The organism is Paenibacillus sp. FSL M7-0656 (genome assembly GCF_038003225.1).
In the GTDB taxonomy this organism is placed as follows: domain Bacteria; phylum Bacillota; class Bacilli; order Paenibacillales; family Paenibacillaceae; genus Paenibacillus; species Paenibacillus amylolyticus.
This window is the reverse complement of the sequence record NZ_JBBOOT010000001.1, coordinates 5,213,562-5,235,320: the sequence shown is the minus strand read 5'-3', so window position 1 is coordinate 5,235,320 and position 21,759 is coordinate 5,213,562. Positions and strand designations below refer to the sequence as shown.

At 46.0% G+C, this 21,759-nt stretch carries 22 protein-coding genes and 1 pseudogene; 6 read left to right on the top strand and 17 right to left on the bottom strand.

From position 1 onward, the window contains the following. Nucleotides 1-74 precede the first annotated feature (74 nt). From MHI01_RS31015 to MHI01_RS22960, 3 genes and pseudogenes are all read right to left on the bottom strand, one after another. On the bottom strand, nt 75-434 hold the full coding sequence (locus MHI01_RS31015) for a helix-turn-helix transcriptional regulator (RefSeq protein WP_445744931.1): 360 nt from the start codon (nt 432-434) through the stop codon (nt 75-77). A gap of 945 nt (nt 435-1,379) precedes the next feature. Beyond that, nucleotides 1,380-1,655, bottom strand: a pseudogene (locus MHI01_RS31010) (response regulator); the annotation flags it as partial. After that, nucleotides 1,642-3,402, bottom strand: a complete 1,761-nt coding sequence (locus MHI01_RS22960) for a sensor histidine kinase (protein WP_340984201.1) — start codon at nt 3,400-3,402, stop codon at nt 1,642-1,644. The gene MHI01_RS22960 and the pseudogene MHI01_RS31010, both read right to left, overlap by 14 nt. A gap of 315 nt (nt 3,403-3,717) precedes the next feature. On the opposite strand from MHI01_RS22960, the gene MHI01_RS22955 reads away from it, so the two are divergent. Beyond that, on the top strand, nt 3,718-4,638 hold the full coding sequence (locus MHI01_RS22955) for an ABC transporter permease (protein ID WP_340984894.1): 921 nt from the start codon (nt 3,718-3,720) through the stop codon (nt 4,636-4,638). 131 nt (nt 4,639-4,769) lie between these two features. Beyond that, nucleotides 4,770-5,648: a carbohydrate ABC transporter permease gene (locus MHI01_RS22950; RefSeq protein ID WP_036606808.1), complete on the top strand. Its 879-nt coding sequence runs from the start codon at nt 4,770-4,772 to the stop codon at nt 5,646-5,648. Nucleotides 5,649-5,693: 45 nt separating this feature from the next. Here the strand turns inward: MHI01_RS22950 and MHI01_RS22945 are convergent, their stop codons facing one another. The 6 genes from MHI01_RS22945 to MHI01_RS22920 all read right to left on the bottom strand — a co-directional run bounded on the left by MHI01_RS22945 (nt 5,694) and on the right by MHI01_RS22920 (nt 9,865). Continuing rightward, a complete protein-coding gene (locus MHI01_RS22945; RefSeq protein WP_036606805.1) occupies nt 5,694-5,885 on the bottom strand; it encodes an aspartyl-phosphate phosphatase Spo0E family protein in 192 nt (63 codons plus the stop codon). 247 nt (nt 5,886-6,132) lie between these two features. Beyond that, the gene (locus tag MHI01_RS22940) at nt 6,133-7,152 is read right to left on the bottom strand and encodes a hypothetical protein (RefSeq protein WP_340984200.1); all 1,020 of its coding nucleotides are present in this window, start codon (nt 7,150-7,152) and stop codon (nt 6,133-6,135) included. Nucleotides 7,153-7,179: 27 nt separating this feature from the next. Further along, nucleotides 7,180-8,178 carry a hypothetical protein gene (locus MHI01_RS22935; RefSeq protein WP_340984199.1) on the bottom strand — a complete coding sequence of 333 codons (999 nt, stop codon included), beginning with the start codon at nt 8,176-8,178 and terminating at the stop codon, nt 7,180-7,182. Between the two features lie 28 nt (nt 8,179-8,206). Next, nucleotides 8,207-9,127: a helix-turn-helix transcriptional regulator gene (locus MHI01_RS22930; RefSeq protein ID WP_076319697.1), complete on the bottom strand. Its 921-nt coding sequence runs from the start codon at nt 9,125-9,127 to the stop codon at nt 8,207-8,209. Between the two features lie 83 nt (nt 9,128-9,210). Beyond that, nucleotides 9,211-9,399 (bottom strand): hypothetical protein, encoded by a 189-nt coding sequence (locus MHI01_RS22925; RefSeq protein WP_076253532.1) that lies wholly within the window; start codon nt 9,397-9,399, stop codon nt 9,211-9,213. 142 nt (nt 9,400-9,541) lie between these two features. Beyond that, nucleotides 9,542-9,865: an ArsR/SmtB family transcription factor gene (locus tag MHI01_RS22920; RefSeq protein ID WP_282320173.1), complete on the bottom strand. Its 324-nt coding sequence runs from the start codon at nt 9,863-9,865 to the stop codon at nt 9,542-9,544. Between the two features lie 206 nt (nt 9,866-10,071). Between MHI01_RS22920 and MHI01_RS22915 the strand changes: the two genes are divergently transcribed. Next, a complete protein-coding gene (locus tag MHI01_RS22915; protein ID WP_047841635.1) occupies nt 10,072-11,451 on the top strand; it encodes an MFS transporter in 1,380 nt (459 codons plus the stop codon). A 201-nt stretch (nt 11,452-11,652) separates the two neighbouring features. Here the strand turns inward: MHI01_RS22915 and MHI01_RS22910 are convergent, their stop codons facing one another. The 6 genes from MHI01_RS22910 to MHI01_RS22885 all read right to left on the bottom strand — a co-directional run bounded on the left by MHI01_RS22910 (nt 11,653) and on the right by MHI01_RS22885 (nt 16,300). Then, nucleotides 11,653-12,960 carry an alpha/beta hydrolase family protein gene (locus MHI01_RS22910; protein ID WP_340984198.1) on the bottom strand — a complete coding sequence of 436 codons (1,308 nt, stop codon included), beginning with the start codon at nt 12,958-12,960 and terminating at the stop codon, nt 11,653-11,655. Between the two features lie 177 nt (nt 12,961-13,137). Further along, a complete protein-coding gene (locus MHI01_RS22905) occupies nt 13,138-13,566 on the bottom strand; it encodes a DUF3021 family protein (RefSeq protein WP_340984197.1) in 429 nt (142 codons plus the stop codon). A 12-nt stretch (nt 13,567-13,578) separates the two neighbouring features. Next, nucleotides 13,579-14,025 (bottom strand): LytTR family DNA-binding domain-containing protein, encoded by a 447-nt coding sequence (locus tag MHI01_RS22900; RefSeq protein ID WP_207765612.1) that lies wholly within the window; start codon nt 14,023-14,025, stop codon nt 13,579-13,581. Nucleotides 14,026-14,331: 306 nt separating this feature from the next. Beyond that, on the bottom strand, nt 14,332-14,781 hold the full coding sequence (locus MHI01_RS22895) for a nuclear transport factor 2 family protein (RefSeq protein WP_100529881.1): 450 nt from the start codon (nt 14,779-14,781) through the stop codon (nt 14,332-14,334). A gap of 165 nt (nt 14,782-14,946) precedes the next feature. Next, complete coding sequence (locus MHI01_RS22890; RefSeq protein ID WP_017692155.1) at nt 14,947-15,354, bottom strand: RrF2 family transcriptional regulator; 408 nt, start codon at nt 15,352-15,354, stop codon at nt 14,947-14,949. Nucleotides 15,355-15,460: 106 nt separating this feature from the next. After that, complete coding sequence (locus MHI01_RS22885; RefSeq protein WP_091019159.1) at nt 15,461-16,300, bottom strand: AraC family transcriptional regulator; 840 nt, start codon at nt 16,298-16,300, stop codon at nt 15,461-15,463. Between the two features lie 118 nt (nt 16,301-16,418). On the opposite strand from MHI01_RS22885, the gene MHI01_RS22880 reads away from it, so the two are divergent. Both MHI01_RS22880 and MHI01_RS22875 read left to right on the top strand, forming a co-directional pair. Further along, nucleotides 16,419-17,423, top strand: a complete 1,005-nt coding sequence (locus MHI01_RS22880) for a Gfo/Idh/MocA family protein (protein ID WP_340984193.1) — start codon at nt 16,419-16,421, stop codon at nt 17,421-17,423. 20 nt (nt 17,424-17,443) lie between these two features. Next, the gene (locus MHI01_RS22875) at nt 17,444-18,391 is read left to right on the top strand and encodes an aldo/keto reductase (protein WP_340984192.1); all 948 of its coding nucleotides are present in this window, start codon (nt 17,444-17,446) and stop codon (nt 18,389-18,391) included. 270 nt (nt 18,392-18,661) lie between these two features. Here the strand turns inward: MHI01_RS22875 and MHI01_RS22870 are convergent, their stop codons facing one another. Then, nucleotides 18,662-19,681 (bottom strand): Gfo/Idh/MocA family protein, encoded by a 1,020-nt coding sequence (locus tag MHI01_RS22870; protein ID WP_169481403.1) that lies wholly within the window; start codon nt 19,679-19,681, stop codon nt 18,662-18,664. A gap of 55 nt (nt 19,682-19,736) precedes the next feature. Beyond that, nucleotides 19,737-20,513, bottom strand: coding sequence for a sugar phosphate isomerase/epimerase family protein (locus MHI01_RS22865; protein WP_340984191.1), 777 nt, complete (start codon nt 20,511-20,513; stop codon nt 19,737-19,739). Between the two features lie 375 nt (nt 20,514-20,888). Between MHI01_RS22865 and MHI01_RS22860 the strand changes: the two genes are divergently transcribed. Further along, nucleotides 20,889-21,716, top strand: coding sequence for a helix-turn-helix domain-containing protein (locus MHI01_RS22860; RefSeq protein WP_340399524.1), 828 nt, complete (start codon nt 20,889-20,891; stop codon nt 21,714-21,716). The last annotated feature ends 43 nt before the right edge of the window (nt 21,717-21,759 follow it).

Here is a 21,759-nt window from a genome sequence, read left to right as displayed (position 1 = left end):
GCACCTTACATGAAAAGGATAGTGCAGCCGGGGAGGCAAACATATATCACAATTTCAATGTTCATATCGATTTGTTAACCGTTCCGAAAATCTTGCGGGGTCAGTCCATAATGTTTGCGGAACACCTGAATGAAATAAGGCGTGTTGTTGTACCCCACTTCCTGACCGACTTCATAGATCTTCATCGCCGTATGCTTGAGCAAATGAACCGCACGTTCCATTCTGGAACGGATAATATAATCACTAATGCCTTCACCTGTGGATTGTTTGTACATTTTCGACAGATATACCGGGTGCAGATGCACCTCTCCGGCAATGACTTGTAACGATAAATCCTCGCCAAGATGATGGTCAATCCATTGCTGTACCTGCCGAATCAGCGTTGATCCGGCATCCTGTCCCGCATCGCTTGTGCTCTCTGCCCACTGCTTCATCACACATCTGGTCCACGTTTCCAGACTACGCAGCGAGATACCATATCCATCCTTGAGCAGCTGCTGGTATTGCTCACCAAGCACTTCGGTTAACTGCCTTCCTTCCCGATGAGCCATATAGGAGAATGCTGCCGCCAGATAATGAAAAGCCACATACACATGTTCCGGGAACACACTGTTTGACAGTTCGGCAAAGATCTGATCAATCTTACGGTGTGCATCCTCCATGCGCCCGGCTTCCAGTAACGTCGTCAGACCCGGCGGTTCATAGAGCGCTGCAAGAGACTTCAACGTGGCCCCATTGGTTCCCGCCGACGCATTCAGATGTAATCCTTTTCCTGCCTCAGCCTGCTTGCGAAGTGCACTGACGGCTTGATGATATAGCTGCGGCACCTGATCCGGGAAACGCCCCATACGACTAACGGACAAGGAAATGGTCGCGTTCAGATACTGCCTCACACTATGGATCAACCGCTCTCCAAGTCGGCCCATTAGCATTTCCGGTTCGGCCTGAGTTTGTTTGGGACTGGCCATGAAGACCAGATCATCATAGGCGTCATCCGTATGGCAGAGATGATAGGTACTGCCGTAAATCTCTTCCACCACATTTGAGATGGCATACTTCATCAGTCGAAACGCTTTATGTGTAGGTTGATGATCATCATACCGGATGAGCAGCAGTTGCATTTTATCCTGTGGACGGAACCCGATCTCCAATTGCTCCAGCTTGCCTTCGAGTTCAGCATCCGCAAATTTATGCCCTAACAGTACATCCTTCATCAGTTCCGCCCGCTTCTCAGGCAGATGTTCCCTTACCGAATACATGGCCCGCTGATGCAGCAATTGTTTCTCACCCTCCAGGCGAATCTGCACTGCGGCCTGCTGCACGGATTCGATCAGTTCCTCATCTCGGACCGGCTTGAGCAGATAACTGACTGTCCCATGTTTGAGCGCCTGCTTCGCATAATCGAAGGAAGCATGCCCCGATAAAATAATACATTTTGTCTGTTCCCACTTTTGGCGGATGTGACTGACCAGATCCAGACCGGACATACCCGGCATACGGATATCCGTGATAATAATATGGACCTGATGTGATGCCATATGTTCCAAGGCTTCTTTGACTGAATAGGCTTTGAATACCTGACCAATCCCGTGTTCTCTCCACGGTATCGAGACAGCGATCGACTCTACTGCGGAATGTTCATCATCCACGACCATCAGATTCATCATGCGGTTGTTCCTCCTCAAACCATCGAATTTCTACACTAAGTCCACCATAGGGAATCGCTCCAAAATGAAGCCCCGACGACAGCCCATATCGCGTAACGAGACGCTGGTGCACATTCCATGTGCCTGTTCCAATCTCCTCACCCATCGGTTCATTGATCTCCCGTTCCAATTCCGCAATCTCTTCCGCTGTCAGCGTGACACCGTCATTGTCAACAAACAGGCTATATCTTGTATATGTCCGACCCTCAATATGTTCGGGTACCGCCATCCCCGTTACAACGACATGCCCACTGCCCTCCATCGGCTCAATGCCATGGATCACCGCATTCTCTACGATGGGTTGAATGAGCAGTCGCGGAATGTGGAGAAACATCAGTTGCTGCGGTACGGCGATCTCGTAGGTCAGCCGGTTGGTCCGCATCTGTTGAATGGACAAATAATGGTCCAGCAGCCGGATTTCTTCCTCTACTGTCGTCATATCATTCTCGCCCCGCGTAATGTAGCGATAGTAGTCTCCCAGACTTAGCGACATGGCAATAACCGCTTCCCGGTTGCCAAGCTGGGTCATATTTTTGATATAAAACAGGCAGTTGTAAAGGAAATGCGGATTGATCTGTGACTGTAGATGTTTCAATGTGGCTTCCCTTGAACGGATACGTTCCTCGTATACCTTCTCGATCAGTTCCTGAATCTGCTCTGCCATATGGTTGAAACTCTGGGTCAGGTACGCGAATTCATCCCGAGAGTGATCGACAGGAATCCGCGTGGACAGCTGCCCTTTGCGAATCTGTTGCAACCCTCTCATCAAACGATGGATGGGCACCTGAACTTTTCGATACAAAAGCAGTGCAGCCCCAATACTTAGCACGAGCAGTAACAGAATGGAGGTAATAAACATATTTCGGCTCTTGTCCATCGGGGTTAACAAATCATCCAATACCACAGGGTTCACGTATACCGCTTGCAGTTGTTTGGAGTGCACGTAACTGACCAGATATTGTTTACCGCCCACTTCCAATTGATGATTGCCTTCCCTCTCCGGCCCGTTAAAAGGCATATCACGCATGATCGCTTCGACCAGTTCGGGGTCCGCCGTACGGTTCAGCAACGGATCGTTACCTGGTACCAGCAAGAAGGGATCTCCTCCCTGCGTTTCTTTAAAATCATCCAACATGGCAACCACGTTCATCGGGTCAAAATTAATCTCCATCACCGTTCGCACGCCTGTATTCATCGGTTTTTCATTCCACTCGTAGTTATCCGTGAAAAAGTAGGTGAAACTCCCCTTCTCCAGCTGCCATTGGCCAGGTTGCGGGAACGTCAACATCTTCTCATCGTAGACCGTCCGGCTGGACATGGTGGATAACACAAGTTCCGCTTGTGGCAGGACAATGGTAATATCGTTCTTCCAGCGGCTGGTGGACTGGTACAACGATAATTTGTCGAGAATATCCAGATAGATACTGTTCTTCTCATATTGGCTGGTGGAGTCCGTCATGTAACGGTAATGCAGGATACTCGGATCTCGCAGCAATGTCAGGCCATACAGCGAGAGCTGCTCGATATTTTTATCCACCTGCGAACTGAAATAATTGAACTGGTTCAGACTCGACTGTTGTTTCTCTTCAACGACCATGTCCACATTTGCCTGGTTCGCGTATGTATACAGCAGCAGAATGGGTACGAGCAGGCAGATTAAGAGAATGACCGTCTTCGCAAATACTGTGAATTTCATCGTTTCACCCTGTCCCTGAATTTGGAGTCGTTCTACACCGAAGTCCTATTTTATATTGAAAGCCCTTACAATTCTATATGATTTTTTGTTCTCCCGTTTTCCTGTGACTTGAAGACCTCTGTTTCCTCAACAAGTTAATATTTCAACATCCGCATTGAAATGTTGTTCTATAGTCGACCTTTCTCCGTTGCTATAATTCAGTTGCTCCACTCTGTACAGAGGCTTATTCGCCTCACTTTCAGGGCTGGACGAGATAAAGGAGGGACCCTGATGGCTATAGAACAACCGTTAACAACCAATACGCCGGTGCGAAAAATGACACCCCATCCACGCAAACGTACCCGCTGGAATTTCAAACGCACATGGCCGCTGCATCTAATGCTGTTGCCTGCTGTACTGCTCACTTTACTGTTCGCCTATGTGCCCATGGGCGGCATTATTATTGCTTTTCAAGATTTCAAACCGTGGCTGGGATTCACTGGCTCCAAATGGGTGGGCTGGGACAACTTCCGGTTCATGTTCGAATATCCCGACAGTGTTCAGGTTATCTGGAACACGGTGCTGATCGCTACGATGAAAATCGTGGCCGGACTTCTCGCCCCCGTGGTGTTCGCCATTTTGCTGAATGAGGTTCGGAACTCCACGTTCAAACGTTTCTCACAGACCTTGGTGTATCTGCCCCATTTCCTGTCCTGGGTTGTCCTGGGCGGCATTCTGCTCGATATGTTATCACCGGAAGGTGGGCTGGTAAACCAGGTGTTAGCGGCGGCTGGTGTTGAACCGATCTTTTTTCTGGGAGATGGCGACTGGTTCCGTGTAACGGTGGTTGTCAGTGATGTGTGGAAGGAGTTTGGATTCGGAACGATTGTATTTCTGGCAGCACTGGCGGGTATTAACCCGGCATTGTATGAGGCTTCGGAGGTGGATGGGGCAACACGGCTTAGACAGACATTACATATTACCCTGCCTGCACTCGTACCGATGATTATCGTGGTAGGTACGTTATCGCTGGGCAACATCCTGAATGCAGGTTTTGACCAGATCTTTAACCTGTACAATCCACTGGTATATGAGAAAGGCGATATTATCGATACCTTTGTCTACCGGATGGGAATTCTGAATGGCAAAATGAGCTTTGCAACCGCTGTTGGACTATTCAAATCATTTGTCGCGATGTTCCTGGTCATCTCTGCGTACCGGATGGCGTACAAAATCGCCAATTACCGTATTTTTTAAGAAGCATTTTGCATAAATCCAGACAGCGACTTCAATAAAAAAGATAGAGATCGAAATGGTTCAGTTCGTCTATATCTTGTACACGCGAGCGATTCAAATCGAATTATGCAAAATGCAGAGGAGGAATCAAGGTGTATCACAAAACAACCGGGTACCGTATATTCAATGGTTTCAACCTGATATTCATCGCGGCCGTCTCGATCCTGTGCATCCTGCCGCTGGTCCATATTCTGGCGGTTTCCTTCAGTGGTAAAGCGGCAGCATCCGCCAATCTGGTAACACTGTGGCCGATTGATTTTACGGTGGACGCCTATACCAAAACATTTGGTAACAGTAACTTTATCAGCGCACTCTGGATTTCAGTCCAACGTACCGTTCTTGGCACACTGCTCAGTATGACACTTGTTTTCCTGACGGCTTATCCGTTATCCAAGGAGAGTCTGCACTTTAAAGGACGTTCGTTATATGCGTGGTTTTTCATCTTCACGATGCTGTTCAGCGGGGGATTGATTCCGTCCTATATTTTGATCCAGAAGCTTGGATTGATGAATACGATGTGGGCTCTCATTTTGCCGGGAGCGGTGGCTGTCTGGAACCTGATTCTCATGATGAACTTTTTCCGCAACGTGCCAAAAGAGCTGGAAGAAGCCGCATTTATCGATGGAGCCAACCATATCACAACCCTGTTCAAAATCTATCTGCCTGTTTCCATGCCCGCCATTGCGACGATCTCTTTATTCACGATGGTAGGTCAATGGAATTCCTGGTTCGACGGGCTGATCTATATGAATGATGCTTCCAAATATCCACTCGCTACGTTAATGCAGACCATAATTGTACAGCAGGATTTCTCCAACATGAATGTGGATGCAACGCAGCTCCAGAACATGTCTCAACGTACGGTGAACGCGGCTCAGATCTTTATTGGCGCTCTGCCGATTCTGCTCGTATATCCGTTCTTGCAGCGTTTCTTCGTAAAGGGAATTGTGCTCGGGGCGGTAAAAGAGTAAGGCAAACACACGGAATCCCCTCTTGGAATTCTTTGTTCAGAAAGATCATGATTTCAGTTGATTCGAGATCGTTCTCCCGCGAGTTGCATTGTTATATTCATTAATTAACTCATCCAGCACCATGGATTGGCGAATAACCTCCGGATGCCATAGTTCCGGGTATTGAGCTGCAATCTGGTAGAGCCTTTGCCGTGCATGTTCGATACATTCCTGAATGGTTTCCGGATTATGTACCATACTCCCGCCCCCTGTTGTCCTTGAATATCATCATCCAAAAAAGACCATCTAATATAATATTCGGAACAAGAGGGGATTTGGATTACCCCAAAATTAAAATTTTGGTTATTTTTTCTTGTAAAAGTTATGATTAGCGTGGATCACATGAGTTGATGTGCATATATGTTCAATACAAATAAACCGGATCGGCTGCGCCTGTCCGGTTTTATTCCTGCTGAGTTTTTCAATTTTCTCTATCATGCTCCATTCATCTTAATCCAACATCCTTAAAACGATTGCCTATCGTCTCTGGAAAGACATGTTTAATGGCATCAATGGCACGTTGTTCCGTAGCCCCTGCCTTCCGGATAAGCTCAATTACTCTTTGCACACATTCGGGTTCTCTCGAATCCCAAGAGATGGAGTTGTCTATTTCCTCAATGATCATTGTGTACAGGTTTGCGAGTAGCTCATACTCGTCTATGACCTGGTCCATTTGAATGGACAGATGCTTAAGTCCTGCAACATAAGAGGCAATATCCAATCTTGATTTGGCATAATAGCGAAGTACAGTTGCCGCTTGTTCTGCGTCATATGTTCCTGACTGCAAAGCAGCAGCAATAGCGGCATACGCAGCCGCTCCACAGGCGTAATCTTGGGGCGGCAGCATATAGTCATGGGTTTCCCATTTGTACACGGCCTGGATTAACGATTCCTTGCAGACTTCCCATAAATCGATAGGTGCACAGGCTTCCAGAACCTGATAATACCAGTAGGGTGTACTGTTCCTACCAAACGAATCATAGGGCAGACGAATGATTTCATCACCTTGACTTTCACAGATGAATAAGACCCGTTCCACATCATCATATCCAGTAACAATGACAAATTGATCGTGCCAGAGAATCGCACCTACGCCCCGGTCAATGGAAGCTTTGATATCCAGCAGAGCCTGCTTCTGATAGAGCGGAAAAGTCGGTTCAAATGAAAATCCACCATGTTGTCCCGTTGTCACACCAATGAAGTCTGCTGCGACAAAGTTCTCTGCCATCCAATTGTATGCGGAGATTGACTCTGACGTCAGACGCCGATCCACCACTAATCGGAATGCACTTGCTGTCATACCTGCAATCATGTGGTGTGGGAAAACCGTCCACTGTTTATGTAATAAAATGCGAAACAACGCATCTGTATATGCGCTCACACCGCTCCATGATCTATATTCATCAGCAAAACTCGCAGCTTGCGGGGATTGAATCCAGTCCTGCAATACTACTTTTGTCGCCATCATCCTTCACTCCCTTCCCCTCTCATCCTATCGTGCGGAATGTGCTCCCCACCGTGGTATAGTGGACCTTTTACGGTCAGGATACTTCCTGGATATCACTCGAAAATAATCAATGGCCTGCTCCTCCAGTGCTTTCGCCTTCACGAGTACTTGTGCTAAATCTTCTGTGGTGTCTGGTCGCAAGACATGTCTATTCTCCTGCTGAACCATATATCCTTTCATTTGGTCAATTAACGTCCCAAGCTGTTCATAACATGCACAAGCCTGATCCAGTTCGTTCCATATCCCTCGAACACCCTGCAAATACATCCTTATTTCGGTTCGCGAATGGCAGAAGGATTCCAAAATATAACCTGCACCGGTTTCATCGAAATCCCCACTCCGCAGGGCCTCCACCCACACATCATATGCCTTTCTACCTGAAGTAATATTCTGATCAGGTAACAGACGATAGGGAATATCCCAATCCTCAATCGCCAGTCGCAGGGATTCCAGCAGCATCTGCTGTTCAGGGATGCGGACCTGATCACCAAACACCTGACAATACCAAAATCCGGTAAAGTTTAAGCCGAAATTGTCATACAACAAAATCTGCGGGTCCTTGCTCCATCCGTCTTGCACATAAAAGATGCGGTCACTGTCATCATATCCATGAATAACACCAAACTCAGGAATCCAGTAAACTACACCAGTGCCTTCATCAATACTCCGTCTCACCCAATTCACTGCATCCTGCTGATAATAACTGAACGTGGAATGACGTGTACGTCCCCCATCCCAGATCGTGAATATCCCCAGGTTATCGACTCCAGGACGATGTGCTTCCCCCCATTGTCCATATGCTGTAACCGACATGGGAAGTAGTCTGCGATGCACCGATAGCTTGAAAGCCATGCCCGTATATCCGGCAAGTACAACCTTGGAACCTTGAAACTGGCCTGTATGGGTGAGTATCGCATGCAGACTATCCACGTACGATTTGGACTCCCGCTTCATGATGAGGTTATCTAAAATATTCTCAGCCAAGGACGGATCTTCTCCTCTCTATGCTGCTTTATTCCACGTTTTGCTTACGTTTTATCGCGAGCCTGTCAATTAATCCTTCTGCGCTTTGCTGAAGCTTGCGTCTAAGCCACCCAGGAGACAAAAGTTCCTCCCATTCGCTAACAAACAAATGCTGTAAGAAAGCATCCGTGTCATAAAATTCAATTGAATAAATCTGATCGTGCCTAGCCTGGATACGATACCCTTGCCATAGGTCCATTTGCTGCAATTCCTTCAAGCGAACCTCAGCTACAAACGGTTTACGCACAGGCAGTGGTTCTTCCCATCCACCTAAGAGGGTATCTGACCTGTACTCAAATCTCTCATCCAAGATCGATACATGAACAATGCCCTCCAAACGAATGGCCACTTGCTGTACAGGGTCTGCTTCATAACCCACCACGTAATCGGCGTTAAACTGGGATATCATCTTTAATGGACACAAGGAAAACTGTCGTTCTCCATCGTGATCCCTGTAATGAATATGTACTCTGCGCAAGTCAGTTATGGCGTGGGACAACAATTCAAAGAATTGCAGTTGCTTCGGTTGCGCCGAAAATACTGGGAGCTCACTACTTCCCATCTGTTGTTCCTCCAACGTAAAACGCTCCAGCAAATGTGCTACACGTTTCACCGCGTCCGATTGATCATAATCGTAATGCCGGTAACGATGCGCCAGATATTTCAGCACACGCTGCTCTTCTTCGGTCATATACAAATGGGGCAATCGAAAAGTCTGATCCTCATAACAATAGCCCCGATATTTTGCCATATACACCAAAGGGGCTCGCAAGGAACTTGCCATATATTCAATATCACGCTGAGCCTGACGACGGGAGATTTCAAATTCACGGGCAAGCCAGCTGCTATTCGGAAAACGTCCACCCCGAATCTGTTCGTCAAACCAGTGAATCCGATGCATGTTACTCATCTTCCCGCCCCCATCTCATCCATTCCTAATATATTCGATTATATCAAAAGACATGGCCCGTTCCGAAGAACAGGCCAGTTATGTTATACATGTGCCTTATCCACTCTGGATTGCACGGCTTTGGAGCATTTCTTGCATACTTTCAGACTTGTACCGTCTGTTTTTGTTTGCGTATACAACAATTTAATTCGGGTACTGCTACACACCGGGCATGTTCCCCGGCCCCTGGAAGGAAGACTCCACAAAACGCGTCCTCTTTTAGTTTTTGCCAATGGTTGTGAACCTCTTTTCGATATGGTTTGTGTGTTCACCGTTATTATATAGGGCATGGTACGACACAGAATGTCGCAGCAGTATTAGAGGTATTTCAGAAAATAAAAATGTCCCCTCTTCAACCTGAAGAAAGGACAACATTTAGGAAAGACCTGTGCTCGACTGAGCTGCGGCCTGCAATAACGGTTGCAGGAGTCCTGGAAAGCGCATTTCCAAATCATCGGATCGCAGGGTGAGAAAATGCTGTGTGCCCTGCACTCTGACCCGAATAACTCCGGCTTCCCGCAGAGTGCGAATGTGATGCGACATCGTTGACTTCACAACAGGTGCATGAAAATGACTGCACGGCTGCTCCCCGCTTCTCGCTGCTTCGGCAACAATCCCAAGACGGGTCGGGTCGCTTAATGCGTACAATACGGAGGAAAGTTCAATATCTGATACTTGTGGATGATGTAAAATCTTCATATTGTAGTCTCCTTTTTTCAGACTATCCATTGTATTTTAACACAGATCCATGATATATTTCTAATGTTCGACACCAATCGAACTTTAATGATTTCGTTATGTAACCCCTGCCTGTTTGGCACGGGATTGACATCATACTACATTTTGCAAATGTTACACACCGTTTCTGAAATGTTGCGAAATACACATCACTCTAGGAGGTTTTTATGAACAACACCGCAACCGCATCATCAGGGGAACGGACCGGAATACAGGAAGGATTAATCGTAAGCTTGCTTGGCTTCACCGTTGTACTCGTTGTTATGAATACAATGATGTTTAATCTGGCCCTGCCCAAAATTGCAGCCGAATTTATGCTTACATCCGTCGCTTCCTCATGGATTGTTACAGGGTATTCCATTGTATTTGCCATTTCCTCGATTACGTTCTCACGTCTATCGGATTTCATACCTATTCGTACATTATTCACGACCGGGCTTACGTTACTTGGTGCGGCATCGGTTCTCGGGTTCTTCAGTAATCATTTCATCATTTTGCTCATTGCACGTCTGATCCAGGCTGCGGGTGCTGCATCGGTTCCGGGGCTTGCCATTGTGCTGATTACCCGGTACATTCCACATGATCGCCGGGGTAAATCGATGGCTGTCATCATGTCCGCCAGTTCACTTGGGCTTGGACTTGGTCCCGTCATTGGCGGAAGTATTACACAGTTTCTGGGATGGCATGATCTGTTTATCGTTACGGGATTAACGTTATTCTTGATTCCTGTATTCTTCAAACTGCTTCCTCGGGAAACACCGCAAAAGGGTTCATTTGACCTGCTGGGTGCTGTGCTTCTTGCCATCGGTACTACGGGTGTGCTATTATTCCTGACTTCCCGTCAGTGGTACACACTTGTTATCGGTGCTGCGGCACTGCTTCTGTTCTGGCTCCGAATTCGGCGCGCGGCAGATCCGTTTGTTCAACCTGCTTTGTTTAAAGACAAAAAATATATGATGCTCAGCTCGCTGGGGATTGTATCGTACATTAATAACTTCTCAACGTTGTTCCTGTTACCTCAAATTTTGGCGCATCTATATGGACTGACACCTGCTCAATCGGGACTCGTCATCTTCCCGGGTGCAGTCGTGTCCATGCTGCTGTCCAACCGGATCGGCCGCATGATTGACCGACATGGCAATACGTTGCTGCTGAAGTTTGCACCATGGCTACTACTGGCAGCTGCCGGACTATTCGCCTTATTTGCAGACAATAACATCTACGCCATCATGGCCGTGTATGTCCTGCTCAGCGTTGGTTTCTCATCCCTGACCACCAGCGTATCCAATGAATTGTCTGGCAATCTGACCATGGATCAGGTGGGCGCAGGTATGGGGCTGTTCCAACTTAGTCAGTTCTTCAGCGGTGCTTTCAGTGTTGCTGTTACCGGCGTAGCATTAACGGCGATGCAAAACATGCCACTATCCTCAGCGTACACCAATATTTTCTGGGGCATGACTGTGGTCGCACTGGCATCCGTTATTTTCTCTCAGGTGTATCTGAGAATGCAGTCACGGAAAGTCACGAAAACAAGTCATCAGATCTAGAATTTCATCCTAACCTGTTATATCGCTATCAAACACAAGAAACCAGGTAAGGGCCACGACGGTCCAGACCTGGTTTTTCAATGTATATCAAAAAGGATCGTCAGCATTTCTGCAACGATCCGTATTGTCACTCCTCTAGTTGACAACAGCTCTGCTAATCAATCTGACCGGCTTCCTTCTTGTCTTTTATTGAACTAGTACTCAATACGTCGCTTTTGGAGCAAACTGACCTTGATTCTTTAGAGCATAGTCAAAAAAACGAAGGATGAGTTCATTTTGAGTTTCAATCGCGTAATATTTATCTATATTTGCTTTTCTGCCTACATGCAACAGGTCTGCCAATATAGGCGAGAATAAAGGTAGATCGGTTAAACTTAAATGTTTTGCGCCTTTAAAATGAACGTTGTATGCATCTTTAAAATTTTCATTCGAAATACGATTCGCGATATACGGAGGACTGCTGTAGAGCTGTATCCACACATCATCCGAATAAACGTTTAGAAGCGGGATGGTGAAAGCTTCGGATTTTGCATTTATTTCGTTCGTAACTTTATCATACACAAGCTCGCTAAAGAACGGAGCATCTATATTTACTACGGCGTTAATGTCATCGCGTTCTCTGCTCAGTGCCACGCTTGCTGCACCCCCCATAGAATGACCGAAGACACCTATTTTCTGTGTATCGATGCGTCCATATACAGAATCTTTCTTTTGCTCGGCTTGTTCCAGAATCGTATCCATGACAAAACTCATATCATCCGTTCTCAATTTCATCCATTTTTGAGTAAGCTCGTAAAACTCACCAAGTGAATAAACCCCATCTTTATTTGCATTGTTGACTTCTTGCATGTATTCGGGATTAATCGTCACGACTTTTCCATCCTCGGAAACGGTATAAAATGAATGATAGGGATGGTCAATCGAAACGACGAAATAACCATGGCTCGCAAGTTCTGTAAAGGTAGAAGTGTTGCTTGCTTTAATACCGAATGCTCCATGGGAGAACACAAGCAAAGGATAGGTTACGTCTGCCTGTTCAGGATACCAAAATTCCACGTTAACAGACCGCTTGTCTTTCTGATCCGTAAATTCTTCGATTCGATTCTTGTCCATATAGCTGTATGTGGCAGTAGTCACTACATACGGACCTGTCACTCGCGGCAACCTAAACTGTGGAAAAAGTAAAACAGGAACAAGGGTAACAACTACGGTCAGTGTTAACAGAAGGGACTTCCATATCGTAGAGAACGCTTTGTAACGTGCTGGGTTTGTTTGTTTGCGCAGAAGTGCAACTATTTCCTTGAACGCTAATATAAAGAGCAAGCATGCAAACAGCCCCCAAGTGTACTCCCATACGACAACCTTCCCCAAGCTTAGCATCATGAATCCTATAAACATTGCGATTCTCGTCCAACTCTTTATCTTGCTGCGGCTTTGCTTGGTTGCAATGGAATAAACCGCAATTGCCAGCTCAGAGACCAAAGTAACGACAAGTATTAAAATCTCCATAAGGCTTCTCTACTCCTCCTCCAACTTTTTATGAGTTCATCATAATAAATGGCAGAGCAGGTGTATACGCATAAACGATAAGCTGTAGTTGAGAGCCAATAAGTTGTAAAAACAACGCAATGAAGTGTACTTACGCTACAAATACGACTTTATTTAGGAGCAGTTTGTGTATATCTTCTAAACCTTATTTTTAAATGTTTGTAGTCTTTCATTGATCTTTTCAGCTTCCTTTTTGTCATTCTTATACGTTAGTAGGCGAAGGATAGCGTATACTGTGGCAATTTGCAAAGCCAATAATAGTATACTGAAAGTACCGTTTACAAGATTCAATATGACAGCCAGAGAAATTAATAGGGCTTCCAGAAAAAAGAAATGTAAAATCACTCGGATGCGCATTTTATTCTCGCTAATCGCATGCGGCGTATATAAAATAATTCCGGTCAAAGTACCCAGAAAAGAGAAAGCCATAATTGTAAAAATAGTCTGTAATTCGAAACTTGCATCAGGAGCATAGATTTGCCGTAAAATAGCGATGATTATCATTATAGAAGCGAATATAATTAAGAAATCTCTAATCATTTCTTTTATGAGCTCGGAATACTTCATATAGGTCCCCTTTTATAATCCAAGTATGTGTTTAAGCGTTGGCACATACTGCCGTGATATGACTACCTTCTCCCCATTATCCAATATTGCTTGAAAACGGCCACTGATGGACGGATGAACACTGGAAATCTTAGCTATATTTAGAATGGTGGATTTGGAGGCCCGAAAACAATGTTTCTCTTGGCAAAGTTCCTCCAGTTCATAAAGCTTTTGTTTGACCTCATGAACGGTGTTCTTACAATACGCAAACACTTTTCCGTCAACAGCTTCAAAATAATAAATATCACTAATTTTGATGCGGCTAATCTTATCTTCATGATAGCCAAGTATCATGAGCGTTTCGGTTTTTACTTTATTAACGAGCTCATGTATTTTTTCGTCTACTTGGTGACACCTGATGCGGATCTCCTCTTCTTCTGTGTGGTCTATTACTTCAATGAAAATTTTTATAAATATCACCCTCGAAAATTCGAATTAAAACTTGTTAACATTTATAACGTGAATCATATAACGAAAAAGCGTAAGCTTCCACTTAAATAACTTAATTCCATACATAGGACATTTCCCAGTGGAAGATGACGAACTACGAAGCCCAATTGGTCGAGAGCCCGTCTGGGAGCGTGCCTTCTAGGGCTCGTCGCCCTTTGTATTCATTCCACTGACCTTTCACACAGAAGCAAAATACAAAACAACCCCAAGGACGCATCATCGTGCTCCTTAGGGCTTCTATTAGTAATAATTTTTTCTTCTCTAATAATTTATCTACTATTCAAACAGGTCCAAACGAAGACGTTGCAGACTTGTATGTTTGATGTACCACTGGCCGTCGATTTTGACAAAAGTTTCGTGGTAGTGCCCAAATCCGTGGAAGGATTTGTTCTCATTGCCCTCCGGGAACGTAACCCAATCTTCCATTGGGGAGATGACCTTTGCTTCGTTCTCAGATACAAATTCAACTTCGGCGCTATGAACATGATGCACGGTTACGGCAACATCCACCAGATCACGGAATACTTGTACGATCGTATCACGGCCTGTTAATACCGGAATTGGGTTGCCCTCTGTACTGAAATCGGCCACTGCATCCGGAGCAAACACATCGCCCAAAGTATCCCATTGCTTCGTATCAATATAGCGGCAATAACGTGCCTTGGTGTTCCGAATGTTTTCAAGCGCGAGCAATTGTTCCAGTCCTGTGATCGTTGATTGGCTCATGTGTTGTCCCTCCAGAGATGTAAAATGTGATGTAAGATTAGGATCATGTATGTATGCATACTATACCTTCCTTATTGTACCATTCGCCTTCTATTAGGTACAACGATACAAAAAAATCTTTCCTTACCTCTCACGAGGTTGGGGAAAGATCACTTCTAGTGCAAGTTACAGGGAATGTGCACCCTTCATCTGGGAAGCCAGTTCCGACATTTTCTTATTGTTCAAAAAACTTTCCATCTCTTCTTCCGCCTGCACCATCACCTGCTGGATCAAACAGCCTGCGTTATGATTCTGGGAACATTCGAACAGGGACGCTTGACCTTCAATCGCATGAATGATCTCCAGGAAAGAAGGATCTGGATTTTTACGACTAAGCCGGTAACCACCATTGGCGCCAGAAGTTGATTCGATCATGCCCGCCTTAACCAATTTGGTCAATATTTTGGACAGATAGGTTGGTGATACCTTCTGCAATTCTGCAAGTTGGTGTACACTAACCAGCTGTTCGGGGGCAGTGCTTACAAGATGAAGCATCGTATGCAAAGCATAATTTGTCGCTTTTGAATATTTCATGAGGGCACCTCATTATACACGGATTTAATTTATCCATAATAGACTTGATTGAGCTCTGTGTCAAACCACTATACCTCAAGCGCTGGCAACATCGAAAGGATACGGGTTAATTATGATACAATCCGCGGTAATCCGTAGGTGTCATCCCCTCATGAGCCATGAACTGTCGGTTAAAATAACTGGCATTGGGATATCCCGCTTCCTCCGCGATTTGTCCAATGTTGGCCGTAGGACGTTCGAGTAACCATTGCTTCGCCATCTGTAGTCGTGAACGAGTGATAAATTCCATGGGCGTCATCTCCACAGCACTCTTGAACATTTTGCAAAAGTAATACGAACTCACACCTGCGAGATCCGCCCAATCCTGTAACAGGAAAGGTTGACAGGCCTCTTGCTGCATCTGTGGAAGAAGTGCAAGAACCCGACTCTCCGCCTTACTTGTGGTACGTGTGCTCTTTAAAGGTACTGCATGCTGCACGAACTCGGCAAGTACGGCATAGGTCAGTGTGGATAGCTGAGCTGGACGCAGCATGGTGTTCTGTTCCGCTTCAGTGAGCAAGGCCAGATGAGCCTCTTCCCAAGAGCTGCGTTGCCGCAGTGTCCACAATAGATTGCGATGTAACCCCCGCTCGATCATATAATCATGCAGACGTTCACCGTAAAAATGAACCCATCGTACATCCCATGGATCATCTTCACTACTATAATAATGCTGCCGCTGCTGCGGGAAATAGAGAAACGCCTGACCTGCGCGAAGCTCATGCACCACCCCGTCCACTTCCACATATCCCTTGCCCGAAGCGACGTAGTGAATATTAAAGTTGTTCAGTGCGCCAGCCTCACGCAACACGGAATGCTGGACGTGGTCCATATAATGTCCGACGGACTCGGGATAACAAAAATATGGAATATCCTGCAGGGTAAGCAATACGGTTTGTCTCATCATAGCCGGTTCTCCTTGATCAACAATATTGTGTTAACTAACCTCAATATATTATCATTTTAATTCATTGGTCTATTCTTTATAATCACAATATACATTCATAAACGGGAGGATACAACACATGAATTCAGTTCAAAAATTGCGTTGGGGCATTCTTGGTAGCGCTAGCATTGCTGTGGAATCCGTCATTCCAGGCCTGCAGCAATCCGAGTTAAATGAAGTAACCGCGATTGCCAGTCGAGACGAAGATAAAGCCAAACAGACGGCCGAACAACTTGGGATCGACAAGGCTTATGGCAGTTATGAAGCTTTGCTCGCTGATGATTCCATCGATGCCGTATATATCCCACTGCCGAATCATCTTCATCGGGAATGGACGATCCGGGCTGCTGAAGCAGGCAAACATATTTTGTGCGAAAAACCACTGGCTCTGACAGAACAGGAAGCTCAGGAGATGGTTCAAGCTTGTGCAGATGCAGGTGTGCATCTGGCTGAAGCATTCATGTACCGCCATCATCCAAGATATGAGCAGATCCGAGATATCATTGCCAGCGGTGAGATTGGTGAGATTCGTGGTATGCACAGCACATTTTCATTTAATAACTCCAATGCATCCGGCAATGTCCGCTTTCGGCGGGATTGGGGCGGAGGTGCACTGTATGATATCGGATGTTATTCCATCAGCGTAGCACGTCTGCTACTTGGTCAAGAACCAAGTGCAGCCACTGTTATTGGCATGTTCTCCCCACAGCATGATCAAGTCGATATGATGGCTTCCGGACTGCTGGAATTCGATAATCACGTTGGCGTGACCTTTGACAGCAGCATGTGGGCAGCCTTCCGCAACACGCTGGAGGTATTGGGATCCGACGGGATTATTGAAGTCCCTTCGGCATTTATCAGCGGACAGGACCGCAGTTCCAACTTCTATGTAACGGCTGGTGGTGAACGCAGAGAGATTGAAGTCCCGCAAGTGAACCACTACTCTCTACAGGGAGATGATATGGCACGTGCTGTACTTCAGGGCAAGGATTTGCGCTTCGCCCCTTCCGATGCGGTAGCTAATATGAAAGTATTGGAAGCTTGCCTTCGTTCAGCGGAACAACGTACACGAATTACACTATAATCGAGAGGATGAAATGACTTATGGAATATATCGAAATTGCTGGTGCAGGTAAACCCGTCTCCAGATTGATTAAAGGAACCGATTATTTCGTGCATGATGCCTACGATAAAGCAGCTACGAATATGGATGCATTTCTATCCATTGGCGGTAACACTGTAGATACAGCACATATCTATTGTGGTGGACAGAGTGAAGAAGTCCTTGGTCGTTATATGAAGGAACGTGGTAACCGCGACCAGATCGTCATTCTCACCAAAGGCGCGCATCATGACCAGAATGGACCACGTGTTAACGCTGCTTCCATCCGTAGTGACTTGTTGGAAAGTCTGGAGCGTCTGCAGACCGATCACGTAGAGATGTATGCCTTGCACCGGGATGATCCAAATACTCCTGTTAGTGTTATTCTTGAAGCACTGAACGAGCATATTAACTCTGGCAAAATCGGAGCCATCGGTGCATCCAACTGGACCTGGAAGCGCCTGGAGGAAGCCAATGCGTACGCTGCGGCGAATGGCCTGAAGGGCTTTACCTTCAGCAGTCCGAATCTCAGTCTCGCCAAAGCAAACGAACCTTTCTGGGAAGGCTGTGTATCAGCAGATGCAGAGACGCTGGCATGGCATGATCAAACCAAGCTTCCATTGCTATCCTGGTCCTCCCAAGCGCGTGGTTTCTTCACTGGAAGATTCACACCTGAAGTTCGGGATAACGAAGATCTGGTGCGTGTATTCTATAGTGATGGCAACTGGGAACGGTTGCGCCGGGCTGAACAATTGGCGAATTCCAAGAAAACAACACCAATCCAGATTGCACTTGCTTATGTATTGAATCAGACGTTCCCAACCTGTGCGCTGATCGGAGCCCAGAATCAGGCAGAACTGCTCTCCTGTGACGAAGGGTCACGTATCACGCTGACTCCAGCTGAAATCGCATGGCTGGATCTGGGCAGTAATGTGCCAGCTGGCATCTAAAGAAAGTTAAACATTCTATCATTCAATTTAATGACTCCAAGAGGCTGATATTCCGCGATAGCGTGAAATGTCAGCCTCTTTCTGTTCTGCACAAGCGATCAGATGTTTTAACCTTGTTGCACGAATTACCATATACACTGTTCACTTTCCCACACTTGCCTGGGAAGAAATAGAGAAGGACTTACCCCAGAACACTTCTCTGAGATAAGTCCCTTATATCATAGATTAGTACATATAAAATGTTAGAAATTGCACTGTCATTCGGTTGAATTACAGCTTAATGATCTGACCTGTCTTCTCGGATTCGAAAGCTGCCAAGATAACTTGCAGGGAACGCAAGCCCTCTTCTCCAGAAATCGCTGGAGGTGTTTGGGTCACAATCGACTCTACAAAAGCATCAATTACGCCACTCGGCACTTGTTTCTCGTTAGTAGCCATGGCTCCGACTTTGTACGTCTCAACTGTACCATTGGTCAGCTCAACAATAACTTCATCGCCTTCGACTGTTCCGATCTTCATAACACCATTCTCGCACCATAGAACTGTACTGTTGTCTCCGGCTCTGTATTGCGTCCAGCTCGCTACCAGCGTTCCGATCGCTCCACTCTTCATGCGCAGCAAGCAAGTCGCGTTGTCGTCAACCTTAGTGCCTTCTTTGTGCAATGTGCTGATGAAACCAGCCACTTCAGATACTTCATCATCCAGCAAGTAACGGATGAAGTCTGATTTGTGCACGCCCAAGTCTCCCATGGCGCCCATAATCGCTTCTTCTTTACGGAAGAACCAGCTTTCCGCTCCGTCCACACTCCATGCTTCCGGACCCGGGTGACCGAAGGAAGTACGGAAATTCAGGACTTTTCCCAGTCTGCCGGAGTCGAGAATTTCTTTCGCTTTCACGTGAGGAGGCATTAGGCGCTGGTTGTGTCCAACCATCAGATACACGCCATTTTTCTTAGCAGCTTCGATCATTTGCTCGCCTTCTTCAGTGGATACTGCCATTGGTTTCTCAACCAATACATGCTTGCCTGCATTTGCAGCAGCAATCGCCATTGGTGCATGCAGATAGTTCGGTGTACACACACTAACGGCATCAACCGTTTCGTTTGCAAGCAATTCTTCGTAACTGGAGTACGCTTTACCTCCATAAGTCTCGGCCATCTTCTCCGCACGCTCCACAATTGGATCGGCAAAAGCGACAAGCTCTACGTTCTCATTGGCAGCGTACTCTGGGATATGTCTGCGCTCGGCAATGGCTCCACAGCCGAATACAGCAACTTTAATTTTACTCATGTACATAAGTCTCCTTTGACAAATAGATTAGCATTTTTCATGGTTCGATGGTCCATTAGAATTGGTTCAAATAGTTCTGCTTCAGCCAGTTGTAGCTATTGGATACGCTCTCAAGTGGAGGATTCTGACAGACATCCTGTTCCACGATCAACCACTCCACGCCTGCATTCGTAGCGCCTTCAATAACAGCTGGCAGGTCAACTGAACCTTGTCCCAGTTCCAGTGTTTTCATCTGGCCCTGTTCGTCTTTGCTGAAGTCCTTCAGATGAAGCAGCGGCAAACGACCCGCATATTGTTTAATATACTCGATCGGATTTTGTCCCGCAAATTGTACCCAACATACGTCCATTTCCACTTTCACCGCTTCCGGTGATGTTTGAGCGAACATGGCATCAAACGCATTGGCATCGCCAACCTGGCCGTGGAATTCAAAGTCATGGTTATGGTATCCGAAAATCAATCCTTGTTTCGCTGCTTCAGCTCCATATTGTTGTAACTCAGCGAATAGCTTGGTCCAACCTTCTGCACTCTCAGGACGATCTTCTGGCATCAGGTAAGGGCAAATGATATATTGTGCACCAATTGTTTTCAGATAATCGATTTGTTTTTGCAAGTCTTCGCGCATCGCATGTAGTGAAACGTGGCTGCTGAATCCTTTCAGTCCAAGTTCATCTAGTAGCGCTTTCATTTCCTCAGCTGGAATATCGCCATATCCGGCAAACTCCACACCTTCATATCCAAGGGCCGCTACCTTACGCAACGTACCACGAAAATCTGCTGCAGTTTCATCACGGAGTGTAAACAATTGCAAACCAATATTAAGTTTTTTCATGTAGGATACACCTCTGTTCTCAAATTTGCTTTCATTGCTCTATCTGGTATCATCCTAACGCAAAACAGGCTAGAATGAACATATACAATATAGTCAGAACATGAACTATCTGATCAAATTTTATTTCCATCATTTTGCATCTATTGAATGTAGATAATTTCAACTGAAGATATTTACACTGGCACTCCGATGACAGAACAACCTTCCGATCGCTGTTATCCCCAGATTTTCTTGATTTCCTTTTCAAAAGGATAAAATCTGGAGATAAAGGCGAACACTTCGTTTCTTCAGGTTCTTTCTGTCCTCTCCGTTTTCGTGTAAATGTTAAGTTAAACTTATGATGTAAAAGGATGAACATATTGGGGGATTTCATCTTTGGATACGTTAGAGACATCTGTGCTGATCTGTGACTACTCATACCACTATAAGGCGTTCACTCATAATATGAAGGGCGAGCTGCAAACTTATCTGTTCCGCCTGCAGACCGAAGGCTCGTGCAAAGTATATGTACAGGATGAAGAATTCAGGATGACCAGCGGGGATTTGTTACTCTTGAAGCCTGGCGACGACTATCATCTCGTGGTCGATGAACCACATAAGGAAGGACGTTTGTCCAGTGGAGATTATTATCTATTCTGCGAAGGCAGCTGGATCGATCACTGGTGGAAACGGCAGCAACGAGCTACCGTAAGCCGAATTGGAGTGGATGATAAGCTGATCAGCCTATGGCGAAATATGCTACTGGAGAAGCGTCGTGGACCTCTTGAGGAAAATGCGGAGCTAAAGGATGCGTTACTACGCGGATTATGTCTATATATCGACCGGGCAATCACCGAGAATATTCAGACGGATCGGGCAGTTTCCTCTGCGCTAAAGTTAAAACGCTTTATTGAGGAGCATGCCACGGTTACCTTTAAACTTGAAGAAGCCGCACGTTATGCCGGACTCAGCCTGTCGCGTGCAGTCCGTTTATTCAAGGAGCACTACAACCAGACCATGATTCAATACGCGATTGAGATCCGTCTGAATGCAGCACTGGAACGTATGAAATACAGTGAAATGACACTGGAGCATATTGCCGAATCCTGCGGTTTTGCAAGCTATTCCTATTTTCATCGGGTATTCCGATCCCGCATGGGCACTTCCCCTGCCGAGTATCGAGGATCCGAGGAAAGTCTGCTACCTGAGTTGAATCAAGTTTAATTCAACTCAGGTAGCCAGAAATCGCATTACGCCTTGAGCACAT